The 20,899-nt window shown below is 35.8% G+C and carries 26 protein-coding genes; 23 read left to right on the forward strand and 3 right to left on the reverse strand.

Annotated elements, in window-relative coordinates:
* Positions 1-46: 46 nt before the first annotated feature.
* The gene (locus VUJ46_RS02850) at positions 47-727 is read left to right on the forward strand and encodes a Crp/Fnr family transcriptional regulator (protein ID WP_326983499.1); all 681 of its coding nucleotides are present in this window, start codon (positions 47-49) and stop codon (positions 725-727) included.
* Positions 685-1,191: a GNAT family N-acetyltransferase gene (locus tag VUJ46_RS02855; RefSeq protein ID WP_326983500.1), complete on the forward strand. Its 507-nt coding sequence runs from the start codon at positions 685-687 to the stop codon at positions 1,189-1,191. Before VUJ46_RS02850 ends, VUJ46_RS02855 begins: the two co-directional genes overlap by 43 nt.
* A 94-nt stretch (positions 1,192-1,285) precedes the next feature.
* On the opposite strand, the gene pncA is transcribed toward VUJ46_RS02855, so the two are convergent.
* Positions 1,286-1,891, reverse strand: a complete 606-nt coding sequence (gene pncA / locus VUJ46_RS02860) for a bifunctional nicotinamidase/pyrazinamidase (RefSeq protein ID WP_326983501.1) — start codon at positions 1,889-1,891, stop codon at positions 1,286-1,288.
* Between the two features lie 196 nt (positions 1,892-2,087).
* On the opposite strand from pncA, the gene VUJ46_RS02865 reads away from it, so the two are divergent.
* The 6 genes from VUJ46_RS02865 (at position 2,088) to VUJ46_RS02890 (ending at position 5,426) form a co-directional block, all read left to right on the forward strand.
* Entirely contained in the window at positions 2,088-3,230 is a 1,143-nt protein-coding gene (locus tag VUJ46_RS02865) for a DEAD/DEAH box helicase (protein WP_326983502.1), read from the forward strand.
* A 229-nt stretch (positions 3,231-3,459) separates the two neighbouring features.
* Positions 3,460-3,651: a hypothetical protein gene (locus VUJ46_RS02870; protein ID WP_326983503.1), complete on the forward strand. Its 192-nt coding sequence runs from the start codon at positions 3,460-3,462 to the stop codon at positions 3,649-3,651.
* A gap of 3 nt (positions 3,652-3,654) precedes the next feature.
* The gene (locus tag VUJ46_RS02875; protein WP_326983504.1) at positions 3,655-3,996 is read left to right on the forward strand and encodes a DinB family protein; all 342 of its coding nucleotides are present in this window, start codon (positions 3,655-3,657) and stop codon (positions 3,994-3,996) included.
* Entirely contained in the window at positions 3,990-4,451 is a 462-nt protein-coding gene (locus VUJ46_RS02880; protein WP_326983505.1) for a DUF1569 domain-containing protein, read from the forward strand. The genes VUJ46_RS02875 and VUJ46_RS02880 overlap by 7 nt, the downstream gene beginning before the upstream one ends.
* Positions 4,448-4,825, forward strand: a complete 378-nt coding sequence (ytxJ, locus tag VUJ46_RS02885; RefSeq protein WP_326983506.1) for a bacillithiol system redox-active protein YtxJ — start codon at positions 4,448-4,450, stop codon at positions 4,823-4,825. The genes VUJ46_RS02880 and ytxJ overlap by 4 nt, the downstream gene beginning before the upstream one ends.
* 4 nt (positions 4,826-4,829) lie before the next feature.
* Positions 4,830-5,426, forward strand: a complete 597-nt coding sequence (locus VUJ46_RS02890) for a Crp/Fnr family transcriptional regulator (protein ID WP_326983507.1) — start codon at positions 4,830-4,832, stop codon at positions 5,424-5,426.
* Positions 5,427-5,472: 46 nt separating this feature from the next.
* On the opposite strand, the gene VUJ46_RS02895 is transcribed toward VUJ46_RS02890, so the two are convergent.
* Positions 5,473-6,888, reverse strand: coding sequence for an aminotransferase-like domain-containing protein (locus tag VUJ46_RS02895; protein ID WP_326983508.1), 1,416 nt, complete (start codon positions 6,886-6,888; stop codon positions 5,473-5,475).
* A gap of 92 nt (positions 6,889-6,980) precedes the next feature.
* Here VUJ46_RS02895 and VUJ46_RS02900 point away from each other — a divergent pair, with 92 nt between their 5' ends.
* The 14 genes from VUJ46_RS02900 (at position 6,981) to VUJ46_RS02965 (ending at position 19,393) form a co-directional block, all read left to right on the forward strand.
* The gene (locus tag VUJ46_RS02900; protein WP_326983509.1) at positions 6,981-7,865 is read left to right on the forward strand and encodes a DMT family transporter; all 885 of its coding nucleotides are present in this window, start codon (positions 6,981-6,983) and stop codon (positions 7,863-7,865) included.
* A gap of 84 nt (positions 7,866-7,949) precedes the next feature.
* Positions 7,950-8,168, forward strand: a complete 219-nt coding sequence (locus tag VUJ46_RS02905) for a hypothetical protein (protein ID WP_326983510.1) — start codon at positions 7,950-7,952, stop codon at positions 8,166-8,168.
* A gap of 310 nt (positions 8,169-8,478) precedes the next feature.
* Positions 8,479-9,075 carry a Crp/Fnr family transcriptional regulator gene (locus VUJ46_RS02910; protein ID WP_326983511.1) on the forward strand — a complete coding sequence of 199 codons (597 nt, stop codon included), beginning with the start codon at positions 8,479-8,481 and terminating at the stop codon, positions 9,073-9,075.
* 54 nt (positions 9,076-9,129) lie between these two features.
* Positions 9,130-9,726 (forward strand): Crp/Fnr family transcriptional regulator, encoded by a 597-nt coding sequence (locus VUJ46_RS02915; protein ID WP_326983512.1) that lies wholly within the window; start codon positions 9,130-9,132, stop codon positions 9,724-9,726.
* Between the two features lie 219 nt (positions 9,727-9,945).
* Positions 9,946-10,743: a KGG domain-containing protein gene (locus tag VUJ46_RS02920; protein WP_326983513.1), complete on the forward strand. Its 798-nt coding sequence runs from the start codon at positions 9,946-9,948 to the stop codon at positions 10,741-10,743.
* 79 nt (positions 10,744-10,822) lie between these two features.
* Complete coding sequence (locus VUJ46_RS02925) at positions 10,823-11,428, forward strand: YciE/YciF ferroxidase family protein (protein WP_326983514.1); 606 nt, start codon at positions 10,823-10,825, stop codon at positions 11,426-11,428.
* A 66-nt stretch (positions 11,429-11,494) separates the two neighbouring features.
* Positions 11,495-11,803: a hypothetical protein gene (locus VUJ46_RS02930; RefSeq protein WP_326983515.1), complete on the forward strand. Its 309-nt coding sequence runs from the start codon at positions 11,495-11,497 to the stop codon at positions 11,801-11,803.
* 86 nt (positions 11,804-11,889) lie between these two features.
* Positions 11,890-14,025 (forward strand): catalase, encoded by a 2,136-nt coding sequence (locus tag VUJ46_RS02935; RefSeq protein WP_326983516.1) that lies wholly within the window; start codon positions 11,890-11,892, stop codon positions 14,023-14,025.
* Positions 14,026-14,075: 50 nt separating this feature from the next.
* Positions 14,076-14,576 carry a CinA family protein gene (locus tag VUJ46_RS02940; RefSeq protein ID WP_326983517.1) on the forward strand — a complete coding sequence of 167 codons (501 nt, stop codon included), beginning with the start codon at positions 14,076-14,078 and terminating at the stop codon, positions 14,574-14,576.
* 11 nt (positions 14,577-14,587) lie between these two features.
* Entirely contained in the window at positions 14,588-15,337 is a 750-nt protein-coding gene (locus VUJ46_RS02945) for an SDR family oxidoreductase (RefSeq protein ID WP_326983518.1), read from the forward strand.
* A gap of 187 nt (positions 15,338-15,524) precedes the next feature.
* Positions 15,525-16,202: a response regulator transcription factor gene (locus VUJ46_RS02950; RefSeq protein ID WP_326983519.1), complete on the forward strand. Its 678-nt coding sequence runs from the start codon at positions 15,525-15,527 to the stop codon at positions 16,200-16,202.
* A 4-nt stretch (positions 16,203-16,206) separates the two neighbouring features.
* Positions 16,207-17,490: a sensor histidine kinase gene (gene porY / locus VUJ46_RS02955; RefSeq protein WP_326983520.1), complete on the forward strand. Its 1,284-nt coding sequence runs from the start codon at positions 16,207-16,209 to the stop codon at positions 17,488-17,490.
* 72 nt (positions 17,491-17,562) lie between these two features.
* Entirely contained in the window at positions 17,563-18,348 is a 786-nt protein-coding gene (locus tag VUJ46_RS02960; protein ID WP_326983521.1) for a phosphatase PAP2 family protein, read from the forward strand.
* A gap of 10 nt (positions 18,349-18,358) precedes the next feature.
* Positions 18,359-19,393, forward strand: a complete 1,035-nt coding sequence (locus tag VUJ46_RS02965; protein ID WP_326983522.1) for a sulfite exporter TauE/SafE family protein — start codon at positions 18,359-18,361, stop codon at positions 19,391-19,393.
* On the opposite strand, the gene VUJ46_RS02970 is transcribed toward VUJ46_RS02965, so the two are convergent.
* Complete coding sequence (locus tag VUJ46_RS02970) at positions 19,394-19,750, reverse strand: winged helix-turn-helix transcriptional regulator (protein WP_326983523.1); 357 nt, start codon at positions 19,748-19,750, stop codon at positions 19,394-19,396.
* 219 nt (positions 19,751-19,969) lie between these two features.
* Between VUJ46_RS02970 and VUJ46_RS02975 the strand changes: the two genes are divergently transcribed.
* Positions 19,970-20,887 carry a DsbA family protein gene (locus tag VUJ46_RS02975; protein WP_326983524.1) on the forward strand — a complete coding sequence of 306 codons (918 nt, stop codon included), beginning with the start codon at positions 19,970-19,972 and terminating at the stop codon, positions 20,885-20,887.
* Positions 20,888-20,899: the final 12 nt, after the last annotated feature.

The following is a 20,899-nucleotide window of genomic DNA, read 5'->3' on the forward strand; positions in this document are numbered from 1 at the left end:
ATTCATAAAAAATACTAACCAGAAAGGACATTGGTCCAAAAAAAATATGTTAAGAACCAATCAAACATTTTTAGATTATTTAGAAACGCTTTATGTTCATCAGGAACATAAAAACGATATCATCATGAGATCTTATGAAAAAGGAGAAAAGATCCTGACACAAAATGAGGTTTCAACAAGAATAATGCTCGTAAAGAGTGGTATCACCAAGTGCTTTTTCGTTGAAGAAAATGATAAGGAATATATTGTGGAATTTTTGGGAAAAGGAGAGATTATTGGTGAAATTGAAATGTTAAAGAATGTTTCATGCCTTTGCAGTATTGAGGCCATTACCGAGGTCACTGTATATTCTATGAGGATTCCTTATTTTAGATCTCTGATCCAAAATGATCTCACTCTTAATAATTTACTGTTGGATGTCTTTGCAGAACGTATTGTTAATACATCAAGCAGAGCATCTTACCAGCAGCTGCACACCACAGAGCATACCTTGTCTCAGCTTTTAGAGGTAAAATCCAAGGAAATGGAGATTTCGAAGGAAGATATGGCTGCTTATCTGGGAATTACAGTGAGAAGTTTGGATCGTGCTTTGAAGGAGCTTCAGGAAAATGAAGAAGAAGAAGAATCCATTGCCAGAGAAAGAAAATCTTCATGTATCTTTGCAGAAATAGGCTTTGATAATAAATGGAAGAACTTATATTCAGGAATGCAGAACCCGGGGATTTGAAGAAAATCGTTGAAATTTATAATTCCACCATAGAATCGCGAATGGTGACAGCAGATACCGAAGCAGTATCTGTTGAAAGCAGAAAACAATGGTTTAATGATCATAATCCCGAAAAAAGACCACTTTGGATGATCGAAGATTCTGAAAAAAATAAGATAGGATGGGTCAGTTTTACCTCTTTTTATGGTCGCCCGGCTTATGACGGTACGGTAGAAATCAGCATCTATATGGATGAAAATTTCCGGAGAAAAGGGTATGGTAAAAAAACCTTAGAGTATTGTATAGAGCACGCCGGAAAATTTGGAGTAAAAACTCTGCTGGGCTTTATATTTCTTCACAATGAACCGAGTATAAAACTCTTCCGGTATTTTGGGTTTGAAGATTGGGGGGTACTCCCTAATGTTGCCGTTATGGACGGGATAGAAAGAACACTTAAAATCTTAGGAAAAAGAATTGACTTATAAAAAAAATCTTTGCAAACGGTATAAAAAAGGCTTTGAAGTATAACTATCAAAGCCTTTTTTATATTGATAAAAAAATCGCTGATTAGTGAGATGGTTAGCCCAAAACAGTAACCCCTTTCTGGATCATTTCATAGATCGCATCTCTGCCATTATCAGGTTTTACGTTTACCGCGCGTGTTCCGTTGAAGTGAAGACAGGTTACATATCCGTTAGCAACCGCATCCGTACAGGTGAATTTCACACAATAATCCATCGCTAAACCTACGATTTCAACCAATTGAATTTCGTGATATTTTAAAAAATCATCCAACCCTGTTTTCATAAAATGATTATTGTCCTGAAAACCGCTGTACGCATCAATTTCAGTGTTTTTTCCCTTTTGAACGATATGCGTTACTTTATCTTTATTTAAATCTTTATGGAAATCTGCTCCAAAAGTATCCTGAATACAGTGATCCGGCCACATAAACTGAGGGACACCATTCAGGATAATGCTTTCGCCAACCTTCCTGCCATTATTGCTGGCAAAACTTTTATGATTAGCGGGATGCCAGTCTTGGGTTAAAACAATTTGATCATATTCATTTTCCTCCATCAGAAGATTGATGTAAGGAATCACTTCATTTGCTCCCGGAACGGCTAGCGCGCCTCCTTCACAAAAATCATTCTGTACATCGACTATTATTAATGCTTTTTTCATATTTATAATCCTTGAATTTTTTTGATAAATTTACAAAAATCTACTGCTCAAAAAACTTTCCAACTTTTATTTATCGGACAAATCGGCATTTTATTAATAAAAATTAAAATAAGAGCTAAAAATAATTGCAACAGAAGTCGGTTTCAATCGGTAAAGAGCTGCCAATAGCTTACCTTTGCAGGAAATAAGTTTTTTTATGTCATTTGAATCTTTAGGATTATCACACAATATCATTCGATCAGTCAATAAATTAGGTTATCTGAAGCCATTTCCTATTCAGGAGCAGGCAGTTCCTGTTATTTTGCAGGGCAAAGACCTGATGGGAATTGCACAGACAGGTTCCGGAAAAACGGCTTGCTTCGTCATGCCTATTTTAGAGAAACTGCAAAATGCTGAAGTTAAAAAAGATCGTAATGTAGAAGTTTTGATATTGGTTCCTACAAGAGAATTGGCGATTCAGATCGATGAGGTTTTCAGAGCTTTTACAGATACTTTAAAGCGTGAAATCCGTACCATGGCGGTTTATGGCGGAGTTTCCATCAATCCGCAGATGAAAGGAATGTTTGGAGTAGAAGTTATTATCGCAACGCCGGGCCGTTTGTTGGATTTGATTGAACATAAAGCAGTAAGCATCTCAAGAATCAAACATTTGGTGATTGATGAAGCAGATAAAATGTTTCAATTAGGTTTTGGTGAAGAAATGAATAAACTTTTTGCCATGATGCCTGTCGCTAAACAAACGACTTTATTTTCGGCAACTTTAAATGACAAAGTTTCAGAAATGAAAGAACGTTTATCAATCAATCCTGTCATGATCGAGATCAAAAGAGAGGAAGTTGAAATTGATAATATTGAACAACTGGCTTACCACGTTTCTCCGGAAAATAAAGGTCCGTTTTTGAGATATTTAATTAAAGAAAAAAATATTGAAAAAGCTTTGATATTTGTCTCTTCTACAAGATCTGCGGATAATTTGGTTGAAAAATTAAAGAAGAATAAAATTAAAGCGGTTGCGATTCACAGTCAGAAATCGCAGGGTGCAAGAAGAAATAATCTGGAAGAATTTAAATCAAGCGGAGCTCAGATTTTGGTGGCAACAGACTTGATTGGTCGGGGTATTCATATTGAATCTTTGCCTTATGTCATTAATTACGAATTGCCGAGATCGCCGTTAGATTATATTCACAGAATCGGTAGAACGGGGCGTGCGAATGAAAAAGGAACCGCAATAAACATTCTAACAGATGATGAATTGCAGCATTTCAGAGTGATTCAGAAGAAAATGGGGAAAAAGGTGACTTTGCAGAGGACTGAGGATGTTAATTTGCACGGTTATTAATTAAAATATAGAGCTTCAATTTTATAATTGAGGCTTTTTTATTTAAAAAACTTCGACAGAGTTTGTCATTCCGTAGGAATCTCAACATAATAGTAAAGGTTATAATTTAAGTTTAAATAAATGGCAAGTAATCAATAGTTTTAAACAGTTAAAACCTATCAACGAAAATTTTCAATAATTGAAATTTAAAATAATAAATTTACCTTTTAAAGTAATAAGATTAACAGAAATGAGCAACTTAGAACAAAAGAAATTTCCGATCGGTCAGTTTCAGCAACCCGAACATATTAGCGATACAGATATATCAGATTATATTAAGGTAATCGAAGATTTTCCTAAAAGAATAAAACTTGTTATCGCTGATTGGTCCGACGAGCAGCTAGATACTCCCTATCGAGAAGGCGGCTGGACCGTGAGATAGCTTGTGAATCACTTGGCAGACAGCCATATCAATAGTTTTACCCGTTTTAAATTGGCTTTAACAGAGGATAATCCAAATATTAAACCTTACGATGAGGCAAAATGGGCAGAGCTTCCAGACAGTCTTTCAATGCCGATAAAACCTGCTTTAAGAATGCTGAAAGGAACTCACCAAAGATGGACGGCTTTATTGAAACAGCTTTCTTATGAGCAGTTTTTGAGAACTTTTCATCATCCGGAGCAAAACGTAGATTATGATCTAAGAAACTGCCTGGCGATGTATGTTTGGCACTGTAATCATCATTTTGCGCATATCAATAATCTTAAGAATGAAAAAGGTTGGTAAAGAAAAGTCTTCACAATCGGATTTACTTTAACGAAATTATAGAGAGAATTTCAAATCTTAGCGAAAATTCTCAACGAAAATGGGGAACTATGGATGTTTCTCAAATGCTTTGCCATTGCCATTTGGTGTTGCAAATTCCGCTTCAGAAAATTGAAATTCCGGAGATTAATCCCTTTTTTAAAGCCATCGGAATTTTAACTAAAAAAGAAATGCAGATTTTCAATAACGGAATTCCCCGAAATATGCCAACTTTTCAAAAACTAATCGTTAATTTTGAATGTAATTTCGATGAAGGCAGAAAAAACCTGTTAAAGACGCTGGATGAATACTGGGAAGTGTATCAAAAAGATAATTTACCAAGTAGTCATCGGCTTTTCGGAGAAATGAAAGAGAAAGATTGGGGATTTTTGGAGTACAAACACCTCGATCATCATTTAAAACAGTTTAACGTATGAGTTTTTTTGATAAAATATTTGGCGGAAAAAGTGAGGCTTCGGAACAGAAGTCTTTCTGGAAAAAGATAGAAGATGAAGCAGATTTAAAAGCGGCGATTGAAAATTCTAATACTCACAAAATCGGAATTTTCAAACATTCTACAAGTTGTTTTATCAGCAAAACAGTCTTGAGAAATTTTGAAAAAGAAGTCGAAAACCAAGATGAAAAAGTAGAATTATATTATCTTGATCTGTTGGCTCACAGACCTTTGTCTAATAAAATTGCTGAAGACCTGGGAATTCGTCATGAAAGCCCTCAATTTATCGTCATAGAAAATGGAAAAGCAGTTAACAATGCTTCTCATCAGGATATATCTCTAAGTCAGCTTCTGTAAACACATGAAAAATATTAATAATTATCTGGCAAAAGTATTAAATGTTCCCTTAGAAAAAGTGAACATGTGCAGTCTGCACTACGAAGTAAAAAAAGTCTCTAAAAACCAGTTCCTTCTGCAATATGGCGAGGTTTGCAGACATATTTATTTCGTGGAAAAAGGATTGCTGAAAATGTATTCTATCGATAAAAACGGGAAAGAACATATTATTCAGTTTGCTCCTGAAAGCTGGCTGACCTCCGACCGAAGCAGTCTGTATTTCAACGAAAAATCAATTTATTATATAGAAGCGGTTGAAGATTCTGAAGTCCTTCTGCTGCATCCCGATTTCATTAGCAAATTGGTTGGAGAATTCCCCAACAGCCTTGAAAAAAGTGATATTTTGGTGCAGAAGCATATTAAAAGTCTTCAGGACAGAATCAACTCTTTATTAGGTGAAACCGCCGAAGAACGGTATATGAAATTTATTAAAATGTACCCTGATTTGTTGCTGAGAGTTCCACAATGGATGATTGCTTCTTATTTAGGAATCACGCCTGAAAGTCTTAGTCGCGTGAGAAAAGAACTGGCGCGAAAAAATTTCGTTACGGATAATAAATAGCTTAAAAATATTCAAGGCTAGTGAGCAATCTGCTGATTAGCCTTTTTTATTGAATCAATTTTGCGAGTTTTCCGACTTTTATTAAGCTTGATTCTGTATTTTCATTCCACGGAAGTCCAATGCAAAGGCGCATACAATGATTAAACTGCTCCTGAAGCGTAAACATTCTTCCCGGCGCAATGCTGATATTTTGCTTGATCGCTAAATCGTACAATTCATTGGTTTTAATTTTCTTATCAAATTCCAACCAAAGTGAAAGTCCGCCCTGTGGACGGCTGGTTTTTGTACCGTCAGGAAAATGTTCAGCAATGGTCTGTGCGTAATTCTGATAATTATTCTGCAATGTTCTGCGGAGCTGATGCAGATGTTTTTCATATTTTCCGGATTTTAAAAAATTGGCAACCGCTTCATTAACGATGGTGATCGATGAGGTAGCATGAAGTAACTTCATTTTCAGGATTTTATCTTTGTATTTTCCGGGTGCGATCCAGCCCACACGATATCCCGGAGCCAGTGTTTTGGAAATCGAACTGCAATAGAGAACGTTTCCTTCCTTATCAAAAGATTTGCAGCATTTAGGACGATTTGAACCAAAATAAAGATCTCCATATACGTCATCTTCAATCAATGGAATATTGTTTTCAGATAACAGTTTTACGACTTCCTTTTTATTTTCATCCGACATTAAACTTCCCAACGGTGCATTGTAATTCGGAATTAAAAGACACAGATCTATTTTGGGAATTACTTTTTTCAATGCATCAATTTCAATTCCGGTAATGGGGTGCGTGGGCAATTCTAAAACTTTCAAGCCTAAACCATTCGCCAGCTGTAAAATTCCTGGATAACAAGGGCTTTCAATCGCAATCGTGTCACCGGGTTTTCCTAAAGCCATCAGGCAAAAAGATAAGGCATTCATTCCGCCATTGGTGGTTACAAGATCATTTTCGCTTAAGTTTCCTCCCCATGTCAGCGAGCGGACCGCGATCATTCTTCGAAGTTTTAAGTTGCCCTGAAGTTCTTCAAATTCAGTTCCGCCTTCTTTGAGTTCTCTCGTTGCGGTGATAATCTCCTTTTTAAGTTTAGCCTGAGGAAGCAGATCTCCTGAGGGAATCCCGATGGAAAAAATGGTCATGTCTTTTTTACCGATATTTTCGTAGACTTTACTGATGAGTTCATCAGGTTCTACATTATTGGCAATTAAAGATGGGCGGCTGATTTCCGGAAGCGGAAGTTTTACCGACAATAATTTGCTGACAAAATATCCCGATTGAGGTTTAGATTCGATTAAAGATTGTGATTCCAGTTCGAGAAAAACACGCTTGGCAGTGTTCATACTGATTTGATGTTCCTGGCAAAGCGTTCGTACAGAAGGTAATTTATCTCCTGATTTTAAAACTCCGTTTCTGATTTGCGAAGCAATACCTCCAGCAATTTCTGTGTATAAAAATTCTTTATTCATATTAAACTGTGCTCATGCAAATATACAAAACTGAGACTGTGTTTATTTGTTTTTCCTTTTTAATTTTGAACCAATAATAAATTAGATTTCAAATGTTAGCCAATACAATATCAAAAGACCAAAGCATCAATGGATGGATCAACGGTTTTATCGGAGTCGTGATCTTCAGTGGCGGAATGCCAGCAACAAAATTAGCTGTGATGGAAATGAGTCCGCTTTTTGTAACGATTGCAAGAGCGGGAATTGCAGGAGTTTTAGCACTTTCTGTTATTTTAATTAATAAAGAAAAACGTCCGGCAAAAGATCAGTTTTTCTCATTATTACTGGTTTCTATCGGTTGTGTGATCGGGTTTCCTTTGCTGTCGGCTTTAGCGGTGCAATATATTACTTCAGCTCATTCGATTGTGTTTTTAGGAATGTTACCGATGATGACGGCTATTTTCGGAGTGATGCGTGGCGGAGAAAGGCCTCATCCTATATTCTGGCTTTTTTCGATTATAGGAAGTGCTTTGGTGGTTGGTTTTGCGGTGTTTCAAGGGATTTCGGCAAATCCGATGGGAGATATTTTAATGTTTGCTGCAGTTGTTTTATGCGGTTTAGGATATGCGGAAGGTGCTAAATTATCAAAAACATTAGGCGGATGGCAGGTGATTTCTTGGGCGTTGATCTTAGCTTTACCCATTATGATTCCTTTGTTTTTCATTTATTTTCCTCAAAATGTAAAGGAAATCAGCTTTAGCGGTTGGTTTGGCTTAGGGTATATTTCAATATTCAGTATGTTTATTGGTTTTATCTTTTGGTACAAAGGGCTCGCGCAAGGGGGAATCGCCACGGTGGGGCAGTTACAGCTTTTACAGCCGTTTTTCGGGTTGGGGTTGGCTGCTTATTTTCTTCACGAGCAGGTAAGCATGGGAATGCTCGGAATTACCGTTGGGGTGATCCTTTGTGTTGCCGGAACGAAAAAATTTGCGAAATAGATTATTTCTCTACAGTATGACTCAAGTCATAAAATACTATTAAAATGTTTGTCTACTTTTGGAGTACACCAAAAAATAAATATTATGAAATCTATTGTAGCATTCGCTTTAGTCGCGGGATTTTTAGTAGTAAGCTGTAAAAAAGAAACAACTTCTACTACAACAAATACAGATACTGTAATGTCTGACACAGTGGTAGAAACTATGCCAACAGATACCACAACAGTAATGGCTCCCGTAGACAGCGCTTCCACAGGCACTACTAACTCCAAAAATATGGATACTGTAACGACCAGAAAATAATTAATTTCAGGATGTTACAATCCGAACTTTAAATCATCATTTAGATTTAACGAATTACCCACCTTGAAAATGGATAGTTTTTTATTCATTTTATGAGGCGGGTAATTTTGTTTTCTTAATTAATAAGTTTTGATTTGTAAAGATTAAATTTTAAAAACAATTTAATTAAAACTGAATATCATTTAAAATAATTTAAAAATTAACGTTGTTTAACTAAAAAACACCGATTGTGGCTTGGCTTTTGATGTATATAAATACCAATGATATTTTACGACTGATGATTATAAAGAAACATTAAAAACAAACAATTATGGTTATTGATGAAGATATATTGTACTCTATGGGTGCAATTATCAAAGCCTACAGGCCTTCAGAAAGTATTTTCAACGAAGGCGATTTACCAAATTATTATTATCAGGTCATTAACGGAGATGTAAAGCTTAATAATTATAACGAAGAGGGAAAAGAAATTATCCAAGGGCTGATGGGTAAAGGGCAAAGCATCGGCGAGTCTCTTCTTTTTATGGATAAACCTTATCCTATCAACGCTGTGGCCATTACATCTTGTAATATTCTAAGAATTTCAAAGTGTACTTTTCTGAATATTTTAAAGCAATATCCCGAAATATGTTTAGGTTTATTCGAATATATTTCACAAAGACTTTATTTTAAACTCATAATGGCACAGAATCTGTGTACACAAAATCCTACACACAAATTGATTTCATTGATGGATTATCTTAAAAGCTCGGAAGAAGAGCAAAGTCCATATTCATTTCAGGTTCCTCTTACGAGGCAACAAATGGCGAGTATTACAGGGTTGTGTGTAGAAACTGTAATTCGGTCTCTTAAAAAAATGGAAAAAGATAATATGGTACAAATTGAAAACAGAAAAATATTATATTAAACAAATTTACCCACACTTAAACACCAATTAAATAGTATGAAAACCGTAAGCTGTATGAAAATTGACGAGAAAGTCTTACACTCTTTTGACGCAGAAATTATAGATTATCGGGCTAAAGAATTCATTTTCCATGACGGAGATTTGCCATTGTATTATTTTCAGATACAAAAAGGAACGGTAAAGCTGAATCATTATGATGAAAACGGAAAAGAATTTATTCATAATATACTCAGTGACGAGCAGAGTTTCGGAGATTCTTTATTGTTTCTTAAAAAAGCCTATCCGATGAATGCGATCACGCTTACTCCATGCACCATTATCAAGCTACCTAAGAAAAGTTTTTTCCGACTTTTAAATGAAAATCCGGAACTGAATCGTGAGCTAAATTCATGTTTTTCGCAGCAATTGTATTTTAATCTGCTGATGATGCAGAGCTTGTCATCTACCAATCCTACCGCAAGAATTTTAGGTTTGATGGATTATCTTAAAAGTTTCGATCAAGCAGAAGATCTTTATTCTTTTCATGTTCAGCTAACCAGACAGCAGATTGCCGATCTTACAGGGCTTCGCGTAGAAACAGTGATCAGAACGTTGAAAAAAATGTCGGAAAATAATTCTATAAAAGTAGAAAATAAACGAATTTTCTACTAATATGTGATTCAAATCATAAGATACTTTAAATATATCCTTTATATTTGATATATATTAATTCATTATTTCAAAGACTTTTATATAAGTCAATTTAAGGAAAGATTTAAGCCTTTATTTTTTAGATTTTAAACTTATAAGCAAAACCAAAATGTTGTTGCCCTATACTAGTCATGGGCAATGATGTCATCACTAAATATTAATACACAAAACAAAACAGTTATGAACACTAGAAAATCAAACAATCGTAGTTCGAGAGGAAACTCGAATTCATCATCCAATCTTGAGGAAATTTATCAGCTAGGTTACGATCATGGGTATAAAGATGCCCAAAACGAAGAAGATTATGATGATGATTTCTCAGAATATGAAGATTATTTTGATGAAGATTATGACGACGACGATGACTATGAAAATAGTTATGATGACGACAACTACGATGATGATGATTATGACAGCGATTACGATGATGAAGACGACGATGACAACAGCGGTCGTGGAAGAGGACGAAGCCGAGGAAATAGCGTAAACGGAAACCAGCAAAGAGACAACCAGGGAAGATTTACTTCAGGAAGCGGCGGAAATAGAGGAAGATCAAATTCAAACTCATCGAGCAGATCCAACTCTAATTCAAGCTCCAGATCTTCAAGAAGTTCATTAGACAACGATAATTACGATCACAGACATGATAATCCGGGAAGACCAAAAGGCAGCAGAAATAGTAGTGGAAGGTCAGGATCTAATTCTAATTCCGGTTCAAGATCTTCAAACTCAAACTCAGGAAGATCAAATTCTAATAATAGCGGAAATTCAAGAAGTACGAATTCTGGTAACAGATCAAACAGCAACAGCAGTTCAGGTCGTCGTTCCAATTCAGGATCAGGCTCATCAGGAAGAGGTTTTGCATCTATGAGCAAAGAAGAACGTACGAGAATCGCTCGTATGGGCGGGCAGGCTTCTCATGGAGGCGGAAGATCTTCGGGCAGATCAGGCTTTGGAGGCAGACGTAATAATTCATAATTCTTTTTCCATTGATTGCCTCTTTATGTAGTTAAAGGGGTAATCTTTTACCAAATTTTATTTAAACACCAAATCAATCATGGCAACAAAAACAGCACAAGCAACCACAAATACAAGTTCAAAAACAGAAACTGCTACCGCAGAAAAAATGAAGGTAGACAATGCTACTGTAAAGAAAGACGAAATGAAGAATGCCCCTTTGCACAAATTCTTTATAGACGCTCTTAAAGATATCTATTTTGCCGAAAATGCAATTATAGACGCTTTAGACAAAATGCAGGAAGCAGCAACCACGGAAGAGCTGAAAGAAGCTTTTGAAGACCATCAGCTTCAGACCAAAAAGCATGTAAGCCGCCTTGAAAAAGTTTTCAAATTACTGGATGAGGAACCTCAGAAAAAAGAGTGTGAAGCCATTAAAGGAATTATAAAAGAAGGCGAAGAAATCATCAAAACAACAAAAGAAGGTTCTATGACGCGTGATGCAGCCTTAATTATTGCAGCACAAAAGGTAGAACATTACGAAATTGCAACGTACGGCGGTCTTGCCCAATTGGCTATTACCATGGGACACGACAAAGTGGCCGATTTGCTGGAAAAGACACTTCAGGAAGAAGAAGATACAGATTACGACCTAACCGAAATTGCAGAGACTTACATCAATTTCGATGCAGAGCAGGAAGGGTAGTTCATTTTTGCTACTAAGCCATATGGTGCATCTGTATGGCTTTTTCAACCCAAGATATTCAAATATATGATGGATCATCAAACGGTAATACGATCGTTAAAGTCTAAAAGCTTTACGAAGATTATCAACAAAGGAGAATGGTTTGAAAACGGCGCGACGATCTATGCTAAAGAAATAAAAGACGACATCTACCTAATTTTTGTAATGCTAAAAGATGTTGAATTTGAAAATATTAAAGCGCTGATTGCCCATTTTGAATGTTTCAGTAACATTGGGATAAAAAAGCCCAACCAAATCATGTTTTATCTTTCCATTCAAGAAAAAGAGGATTTACATTATTTCAAAAAATATTTAAGACAACAGATTAAAGTTTAGATATTTAAGAAATAAAACAACAAAAAACACATTTCGGGAAAAATTATTTCACAAAATCAGTTAATCACCAATTACCCAATTTTATTATGAAAAAGAATGAACCAAGCAACCAGAAATTAGAACAACTGGAACTGCACAGTACTTCAAATGAAGAACAAAAACTCACGACCAATCAAGGACTTAAAGTAAACAATAATCAGGATTCTCTGAAAGTTGGAGACCGCGGACCAACTTTATTGGAAGATTTTATTTTAAGAGAAAAAATTACGCATTTCGATCATGAAAGAATTCCGGAGAGAATTGTTCATGCACGAGGTTCGGGCGCTCACGGCATTTTTACCTTAAATAAAAGCCTTTCAAAATACACCAAAGCTAAATTTTTAACTGAAAAAGGCAAAGAAACTCCCATTTTTGTTCGTTTCTCAACGGTTGCAGGAAGCAAAGGAAGTACAGATCTGGCGAGAGACGTAAGAGGTTTTGCCATTAAATTTTATACCGAAGAAGGAAATTATGATCTGGTAGGAAACAATATGCCTGTATTTTTTATTCAGGATGCAATGAAGTTTCCGGATTTGGTACATGCCGTAAAACCTGAACCGGACAACGAAATTCCGCAGGCGGCTTCTGCTCACGATACTTTTTGGGATTTTATTTCATTGATGCCGGAAAGTATGCATATGATCATGTGGCTGATGAGCGACAGAGCGATTCCGAGAAGTTTAAGAATGATGGAAGGCTTCGGCGTTCATTCGTTTAAACTAATTAATGAAGAAGGGAAAAGTCACTTTGTGAAGTTTCATTTTAAACCTAAATTGGGCGTTCATTCCGTGGCTTGGGACGAAGCGCAGAGAATTTCTGGTGTAGATCCCGATTTCCATAAAAGAGACCTTTGGGAATCTATTGAAAGCGGTGCGTTTCCTGAGTGGGATTTTGGCGTACAGTTGATTCCTGAAGAAGATGAACACAAGTTTGATTTTGATCTTTTAGATCCTACAAAGTTGGTTCCTGAAGAATTGGTTCCCGTTGAAATCATCGGAAGTTTTACATTAAATAAAAATCCGGACAACTTTTTTGCTGAAACAGAGCAGGTGGCATTTCACCCAGGGCATTTGGTTCCCGGTATCGATTTCAGTAATGATCCGCTGCTGCAGGGAAGATTGTTTTCTTATACCGATACTCAGTTGTCAAGATTAGGTTCTCCTAATTTCCATGAAATCCCTATTAACAGATCCGTAAACGAAGTTCATAACAACCAACGCGACGGTCACATGAGACAACAAATTGTGAAAGGAAAAGTAAGTTATGAGCCTAATTCTATGGGCGGTGGTTGTCCGTTTCAGGCGATGATGAAAGATGGCGGTTTTACGTCTCATCAGGAGAGAGTTTCGGGAACAAAAATCAGAGAGCGAAGCAAAAGTTTCGTTGATCATTATTCTCAGGCAAAAATGTTTTATAACAGCCAGTCGAATCCAGAAAAAACGCATCTTCAGAAAGCTTTGGTTTTCGAATTATCAAAAGTGACGATTCCTGAAATCCGAGAAAGAGTAGTTGGACAGTTGAATTTCATCAATAAAGATTTAGCGCAAAAAGTAGCTTCTAAAATTGGCGTTGAGGTAAAACCTTTAGATGTTCCGAATCAAAGTTTGCCTGCCGATAGCAATCCGGATGATCTTCAAAGTGAAGAAAGAGAACCGAAAACAAAAAGTTCAGAGGCTTTAAGTATGGCCGAGACAGTAAAAGATACCATTAAAAGCAGAAAAATTGGGTTTATCATCGGAAACGGTTTTAATGCAAAAGCGATTAATTCATTAAAAACAAAACTGGAAAGTGAAGATGCGGTGGTAGAAATTATTGCTCCGACCTTGGCTCCGGTAAAAGGCGATGATGATTCTGTTATTACTCCTAAACATTCTTTAACGAGTATCGCCAGCGTTTGTTTTGATGCTTTGTTTATTGGAGATGGAGAAAATTCGGCAAAAGAACTTTTAGCATCAGAAAATAAACATTTGACCTTGCATTTCGTAAATGAAGCCTACAAACATTGTAAGGCAATTTATTTCGGGTCAGGAACAGAAAATATTTATAATAAAAGTAATGTTTCGGATAAAGAGCATGAAGATCCTGCGATTGTAGTTTCAGACGATCAAAAGCCGGAAAAGAAATTTATGGATGCCATTGCTCAGCACAGAGTTTGGGATCTGGAAGAAGAAAGAAATGCTTAATAAAAATACACCTTTACACACACTTATATATCACTTCAAAATGTAATGCTATGGAATTTCAAAAAAACCTTCTAGAATATATCAGTCAGATGCTTATCACCACAGGAGAAACTATTTCGGTAGTGGAAAGCGTAACTTCAGGATGCCTGCAACTGGCTTTTTCACAAATGCCGAATGCTTCATTTTTTTATAAAGGCGGAATGACGGCTTACACGCTGCCCGAAAAGGTAAGACTCCTGAATGTAGATCAAAAAGAAGCAGAAGACTGCGACTGTGTTTCAGAGAATATTGCTGAGACCATGGCATTACAAATTGCGAAGCTTTATGATTCAGACTGGTCGATTTCCACTACAGGATATTGCACACCCATCCGAAATTCGGCGTATCGAATATTTGCGTATTTTTCTTTTGCGTATAAAGGAGAAATTATTCTTACTAAAAAATTAGAATTACATCCTAAAACGCAGGCTTTAAATGCTCAATTATATTATACGGAATTTATTTTGGGCTGTTTTAAAAGCGAGATCGGTAAACTGGTAACGGTAAAATAAAACGAAACACGATGAATTTAAAATTAATTAATAAATCAGTTCTTATCACCGGTGCAGACAGCGGAATAGGAAAGGCTACCGCTTTACTTTTTGCAAAAGAAGGAGCAGATATTGCCATTATTTATCATGAAGATGACGAAAGCGCTGAGAAGACAAAAAATGAAATTCTTTTGTTGGGCCGAAAGTGTATTATTTTCGCTGGAGATATTAATGATTATGAATTTTGTGAACAAACCGCGGAAAAAGTGGCAGATCAATTTGGCGGAATTGATATTTTAATCAATAATGCGGGAACACAGTTTCCTTCAGACAATATTGAAAATCTGGAAGAAGAAAACATCAGAAAAACCTTTGATTCTAATATCATCGGAATGATTTTACTGACGAAAGTTGTTTTTCCTTATTTAAAACAGGGCGGAAGCATCATTAATACCACTTCAGCCACCGCTTATCAGGGACATCCCGAATTGCTGGATTATTCAGCGACAAAAGGGGCCATTGTTTCTTTTACACGCTCACTGGCTCTTCAGGCAAAACCTAAAGGAATTCGTGTAAATGCTGTGGCTCCGGGACCTGTAGCTACGCCACTAACCGAAGATACTTTTGGTGAAGAAAAAGATGATCCCAATAAACCGCCATTTGAAAGAAATGCCACTCCGGAAGAAATAGCAACCAGCTTTTTATTTCTCGCGAGTGACGATGCAGCGCAGATTACAGGGCAGGTGCTGCATCCCAATGGCGGATTGATTATTAACGGTTAAAAACATAGAATAAGGCATAGCAATATGCCTTATTTTTTTGGATCAGTTAATTATAAAAATTTAATGATTCATCTTTGCTCATTTGAATATTTAAATTAAAACTTTACATTAAAAAAAATCAAGCTTTCATAATATTCTGTAATTTTAATTCAAAATTTCTTCAAAATTGAATCTTTAAATTAGCTGAATGAAAATTCTGATCATAGAAGACGAACCCGAGCTGGCAAAAAGCATTGCAGAATATCTTTCTGAGGAAAATTATCTTTGCGAGTTTGCAACAACCTTTCATGAGGCTTTTGACAAGATCAAAAGCTTTACCTATGACTGTATTTTACTCGATATTTCTTTGCCCGACGGAAACGGAATGAAGATTCTGGAAGAGCTAAAGAAAGAAAATAAACAGGATGGGGTGATTATTATTTCTGCTAAAAATGCCTTGGATGATAAAATCAGAGGACTTCAGATCGGGGCGGATGATTATTTAACCAAACCTTTTCATTTATCTGAACTTTCTGCGAGGATTTATTCCGTGATCAGGAGAAAACAATTCAGCAGCACGAATGTTATTATTCAGAATGAATTACAAGTTGATCTTCTTTCAAAGACTGTTTTGGTGAAAAATAGTCCTGTTATTCTGACCAAAAAAGAATTCGATCTTCTTTTATATTTTCTCGGAAACAAAAATAAAGTGATCTCTAAAAGCGCACTGGCAGAACATCTTTCAGGAGATTTTGCAGATATGTTGGATAATCATGATTTTGTATACGCTCATATTAAAAATTTAAAGAAAAAACTGAGCGATGCAGGATATGATAATTATTTGAAAACAGTGTACGGAACGGGCTATAAATGGGTTTCAAATTAATGATATGAAGAATCTTTTAACCAAAACCACCAAACCGTTTCTTATTTATGTGCTTATTGTTTTTGCCGTAAGTATTCCCGTGTATTACGTGGTAGTTGATACTATTTGGTTGAGTGAATTGGATGAACATAACGAATTAATTGCCGAGAAATCTGCTTTTGAATTAAATAAATTAAGTTCTTCCGATATCGAACTGGAAAAAAGTATTGCCCTTTGGAACAAAATTCAACATGGAACAGATATTCAGAAAATTCCTTTTAATACGTTAAAATCCGACAAAAAATACACCGTTGAAAGAAAAATAAATGTTAATGATAAAGAGCCGGAACGGTTTAGATGTCTGAAAACGGTAGTTTACATTCATAAACAGCCTTATCTTTTCACGATAGAGACGAATGTAGAAGAGACTAAAGAAACAGTGATCAGTCTGGCGATTACCACCATATTTTTATTTCTGATCATGGTTGTTGGTTTGTTGGCTTTAAACAGAAGATTGTCGAATACAGTCTGGCAGCCGTTTAATGATACGCTGAATAAATTAAAATCATTTAATCTTAACGATCAGGCGAATATTTCTTTTGATAAAACAGATATTAAAGAATTTGAAGAACTTAATCTTGCTTTGTCTAAACTGATCGATCATAATATTTCGGTATATAAAACCCAGAAAGAATTCACAGAAAATGCCTCTCATGAATTGCAGACGCCGTTGGCTATTCTTCAGAACAAGCTGGATCTACTTCTTCAGGATGAGGATATTACGGAAAGGCAATATAAAATTATTGAAGAACTGAATAAAACGTTAACCAGAAGCTCCAGAATTAATAAAAACCTTCTCTTATTAGCTAAAATTGAAAATCAGCAATTTGCTCAGGATGAGAATCTTTTTCTCAATGAAATGTTGAGCCAAAGTATTGATGTTTTCAAAGAACATTTTGAGCAGAAAGATATGAGTCTTCAACAAAATATTCAGGATGAGGTGAAAGTGTTCGGAAATAAAAATTTAACGGAAACTCTTCTTAACAATCTGTTTGTAAATACCATTCGTCATACTCCGATAAGTGGTGAAGTGCATATAAAGCTGACCAAAAATAGGTTAGAAATTTCCAATTCAGGAAAATCTTCCTTGTCCGGCGAAAACCTTTTTAAACGTTTCTCCAAATCTTCTACAGACAGCAATGGAAGCGGTTTGGGATTGGCCATTATCAAAGAAATCTGTAATCGACAACACTGGAAAATAAGTTATCATTTCGAAAATAATCTTCATTTTTTTACTATCACCTTCTAAAATTCAAAATTTCTTCAAAATTGAGTCTGAATTTTGTGTCAGTAATTAATATAAAAGAGACAGAATTCACTTATGAAAGGTTTATTTCTAAGCTTGACACTGATTGTTGTTGGCTTTCAAAAAAATTATGCTCAAGATAGCTTGACAGTTGATAGTATTCAACAGGAACCGGTTGTTGCAGCAATACATTCGGAAGACAAATCCCATCAGTTTAATTATAAAAAACTGATTGTTCCTGCTGCTTTTATCACATATGGAGCGGCGAGTTTAAGTATAAACAGCCTTAAAGAGCTTAATTTTTCCACAAGAACCGAAATCAACGAGCATCGGCCAGATCATATTAAACTGGATAATTATACACAGTTCGCACCGGCAGCTTTGGTTTATGGACTGAATGCATTAGGTGTTGAAGGAAAACATAATTTCCGTGATCGAACGATTATCTACGGAACATCCATGTTAATCACTTCAGCTATCGTCGTTCCGTTGAAGCATATGGCGAAAGAGGAAAGACCGGATCAGTCTGACAATCTGTCTTTTCCTTCCGGGCATACCGCCATTGCCTTTGCGTCTGCACAGTTTATGTTCAGGGAATATAAAGACACTAATTTTCTTCTTGGAATTTCAGGATATTCATTTGCTGTTTTCACAGGAATTTACAGAATGTTAAATGACAAACACTGGTTTGGTGATGTAGTTGGTGGCGCTGGCTTCGGAATTCTATCAACCGAACTTGCTTATTGGCTTTATCCTAAAATAAACACGCTTCTGGGCGGTAAAAAACAAAAATCTCAAACCATGCTTATGCCTTACTATCAAAAAGGAAACGCAGGAATTGGGTTTGTGAAAAAATTTTAAATAAAACATCATGGCATTCAATATCATCATACTTTTCTTAGGAACCATTTTCGCCTTTTGGATCAGCGCGATCTGCGGAGGCGGTGCGAGCCTTATTTTAATCCCTATTTTAAATTTACTGCTTCCGGGTTCGGTAGTTCCTTTTTCCTTAACAATAGGAACCTTTACGAGCTCTGTTTCCCGAATTGCAGTTTTCAAAAAACATATCAAGTGGCAAATTTTCTTTTGGTTTGTTCCTTTTTCTATTCCGGCGGTTTTATTGGGAGCTTGGCTGATTAAATTTGTCAATCCCAATTACCTTCAGCTGATTGTCGGCTTTTTCCTTATCGCCAATGTTCCTGAATTATTTAAATCTAAAAAGAAAGAACCCGACGATCAAAAACCTTATCCTAAATTTTTATTGATTATCATAGGATTTTGCGCTGGATTTATTTCAGGTATTACAGGTGCAATCGGTTTGCTGTTTAATCGTTTTTATTTAAGATTTGGCTTAAAGAAAGAAGAAATTGTGGCGACAAGAGCCATTAATGAAGTGTTTTTACATTTAATTAAACTCATTATTTATATTTCGCTGGGACTTTACTCAAAACCAGCGCTTTGGTTGGGATTAGCGATTGCAGTGGCAACGATTATTTCTTCATATACCGTAAAATATATCCTTCCGTATTTAAGTGAATTTTTGTTTAAAAAAATAGGGTATGGCGCGATGGTAATTTCCGGAATTATGCTTTTGGTAGGAACTTCCGATAAAATTATTCAGCAGGATAAAATTTCATTTTCAACCACTCATCAAAGCAGCGAATCAGAATCTGTTATTTCATGGCGAAACACCGATTTTGTGATAGAATTTGCCTTCGATGACGGTTTTGAAGTGGAAAGACCAATACAACCGGATGAGCTGCCTTCCCGTCTTAAACAGAAATATGATTCTTTACAACCTTTGTACGATAAAATTCATCTGGAAAAGGTTTTCACGCTTCAGAATGATCCTGCGTATGAATTTTATTGCTATAAAAATGGAGAGCTGACCAAATTTGAGATTTAATTATTGGTAGAGCGATTTTCTGTATTCAATGCCCCATTTTGCAATTTCATCGATGATAGGTTCCAGCGTTTTTCCGTATTCTGTGATTTCATATTCCACCGTTACAGGTTTGGTATTCAAAACAGTTCGTGAAATCAGATGATTCATTTCCATATCCTGAAGCTCTTTGGAAAGCATTTTTGAGGCAATGCCATCTACCTCGCGAATAAGATCCATAAAACGCATCTTTCCGCCTTGCATCAACGTTCCAAGAATATGGAATTTCCATTTTCCGGAAAGTATTTCCATCGCATCTTTAATGGCATTAATTCTCGCTTTGCAAAGCATGGTAGAATTATAAAGGGGTTCTTTTTTCATGGGTTTTAAAACTTGTTCAAAAATACAAAATCAGACTTTGGTTTCCAACTGGAAAGTAGTTTCCCGAAAGAAACTGATGGTGATTTTCTTAATTTACAGCTTTATTTTTGCTAAAGAATTTTAAATCTAAAAATGAGTGTATTTAAATTGATTTTCAGTTTAATAGTTCTGATGACAGCCATTCAAAATTGTGATGGACAAACAAAAAAAGAGAAAGTAATGACAGACAAATTAAAAACGACCAATCCGCTTTTATGCGATGTTGAAACAGGAATGTGCGAAATGCCTGAAGTGGAAAATGCAGAAAATATAGCGATTGATATAGCGAGCGAGAAAGTGAAAATTATTTACTTTACTGATCCTATTTGTTCATCATGTTGGGGAATTGAGCCTCAATTAAGAAAATTAAAACTTGAATATTCAAAAGATGTTGAAATTGAATATCATATGGGCGGACTTCTTCCGGATTGGAGCTATAACAGTGGAGGAATCAGCAAACCTTCTGATGTGGCGCATCATTGGGATGAGGTGAGCGAATATTATGATATGCCGATTGATGGCGATGTATGGTTGGAAGATCCGTTGAATTCTTCTTATCCTTCATCGATTGCGTTCAAAGCGGCACAATTGCAGGACAAAGCAAAAGCGATGGTTTTTTTACGTGAATTAAGAGAATTGCTATTTTTAAAGAAGAAAAATATTGCGAAATGGGAATATATTTCAGAGGCTGCCGAAAGAGCAAATTTAAATATCGATCAATTAAAAAATGATTTTGAAGGCAAGGCAAAACAATTATTCGAGGAAGATCTGCAGCTGGCAAGGGAATATGGTGTCAGAGGTTTTCCTACGTTATTTTTTGTTCAAAACGGAGAAATAAAAGATAAAATCTACGGAACAAAGCCTTATGATTTGTATGAAAGCACTATTAAAAAGATTGATAATAACCTTGTTAAATACGAATATCCAAAAAGCTGGGAATCCTTATTTTCAAAATATAAATCTTTAACAGCAAGAGAATTTTCAGAATTATCGGGAACCGAAAGATCCGAAAGTGAGAAAGTTTTAAATGAACTTTTTTCTCAGGGAAAATTGGATAAAATTAAAACTAAGAATGGTTCTTTATGGTTTTTAAAATAGAAAAATTGTAAT

Origin of the sequence: Chryseobacterium sp. MYb264 (genome assembly GCF_035974275.1) — a bacterium.
Taxonomy (GTDB): domain Bacteria; phylum Bacteroidota; class Bacteroidia; order Flavobacteriales; family Weeksellaceae; genus Chryseobacterium.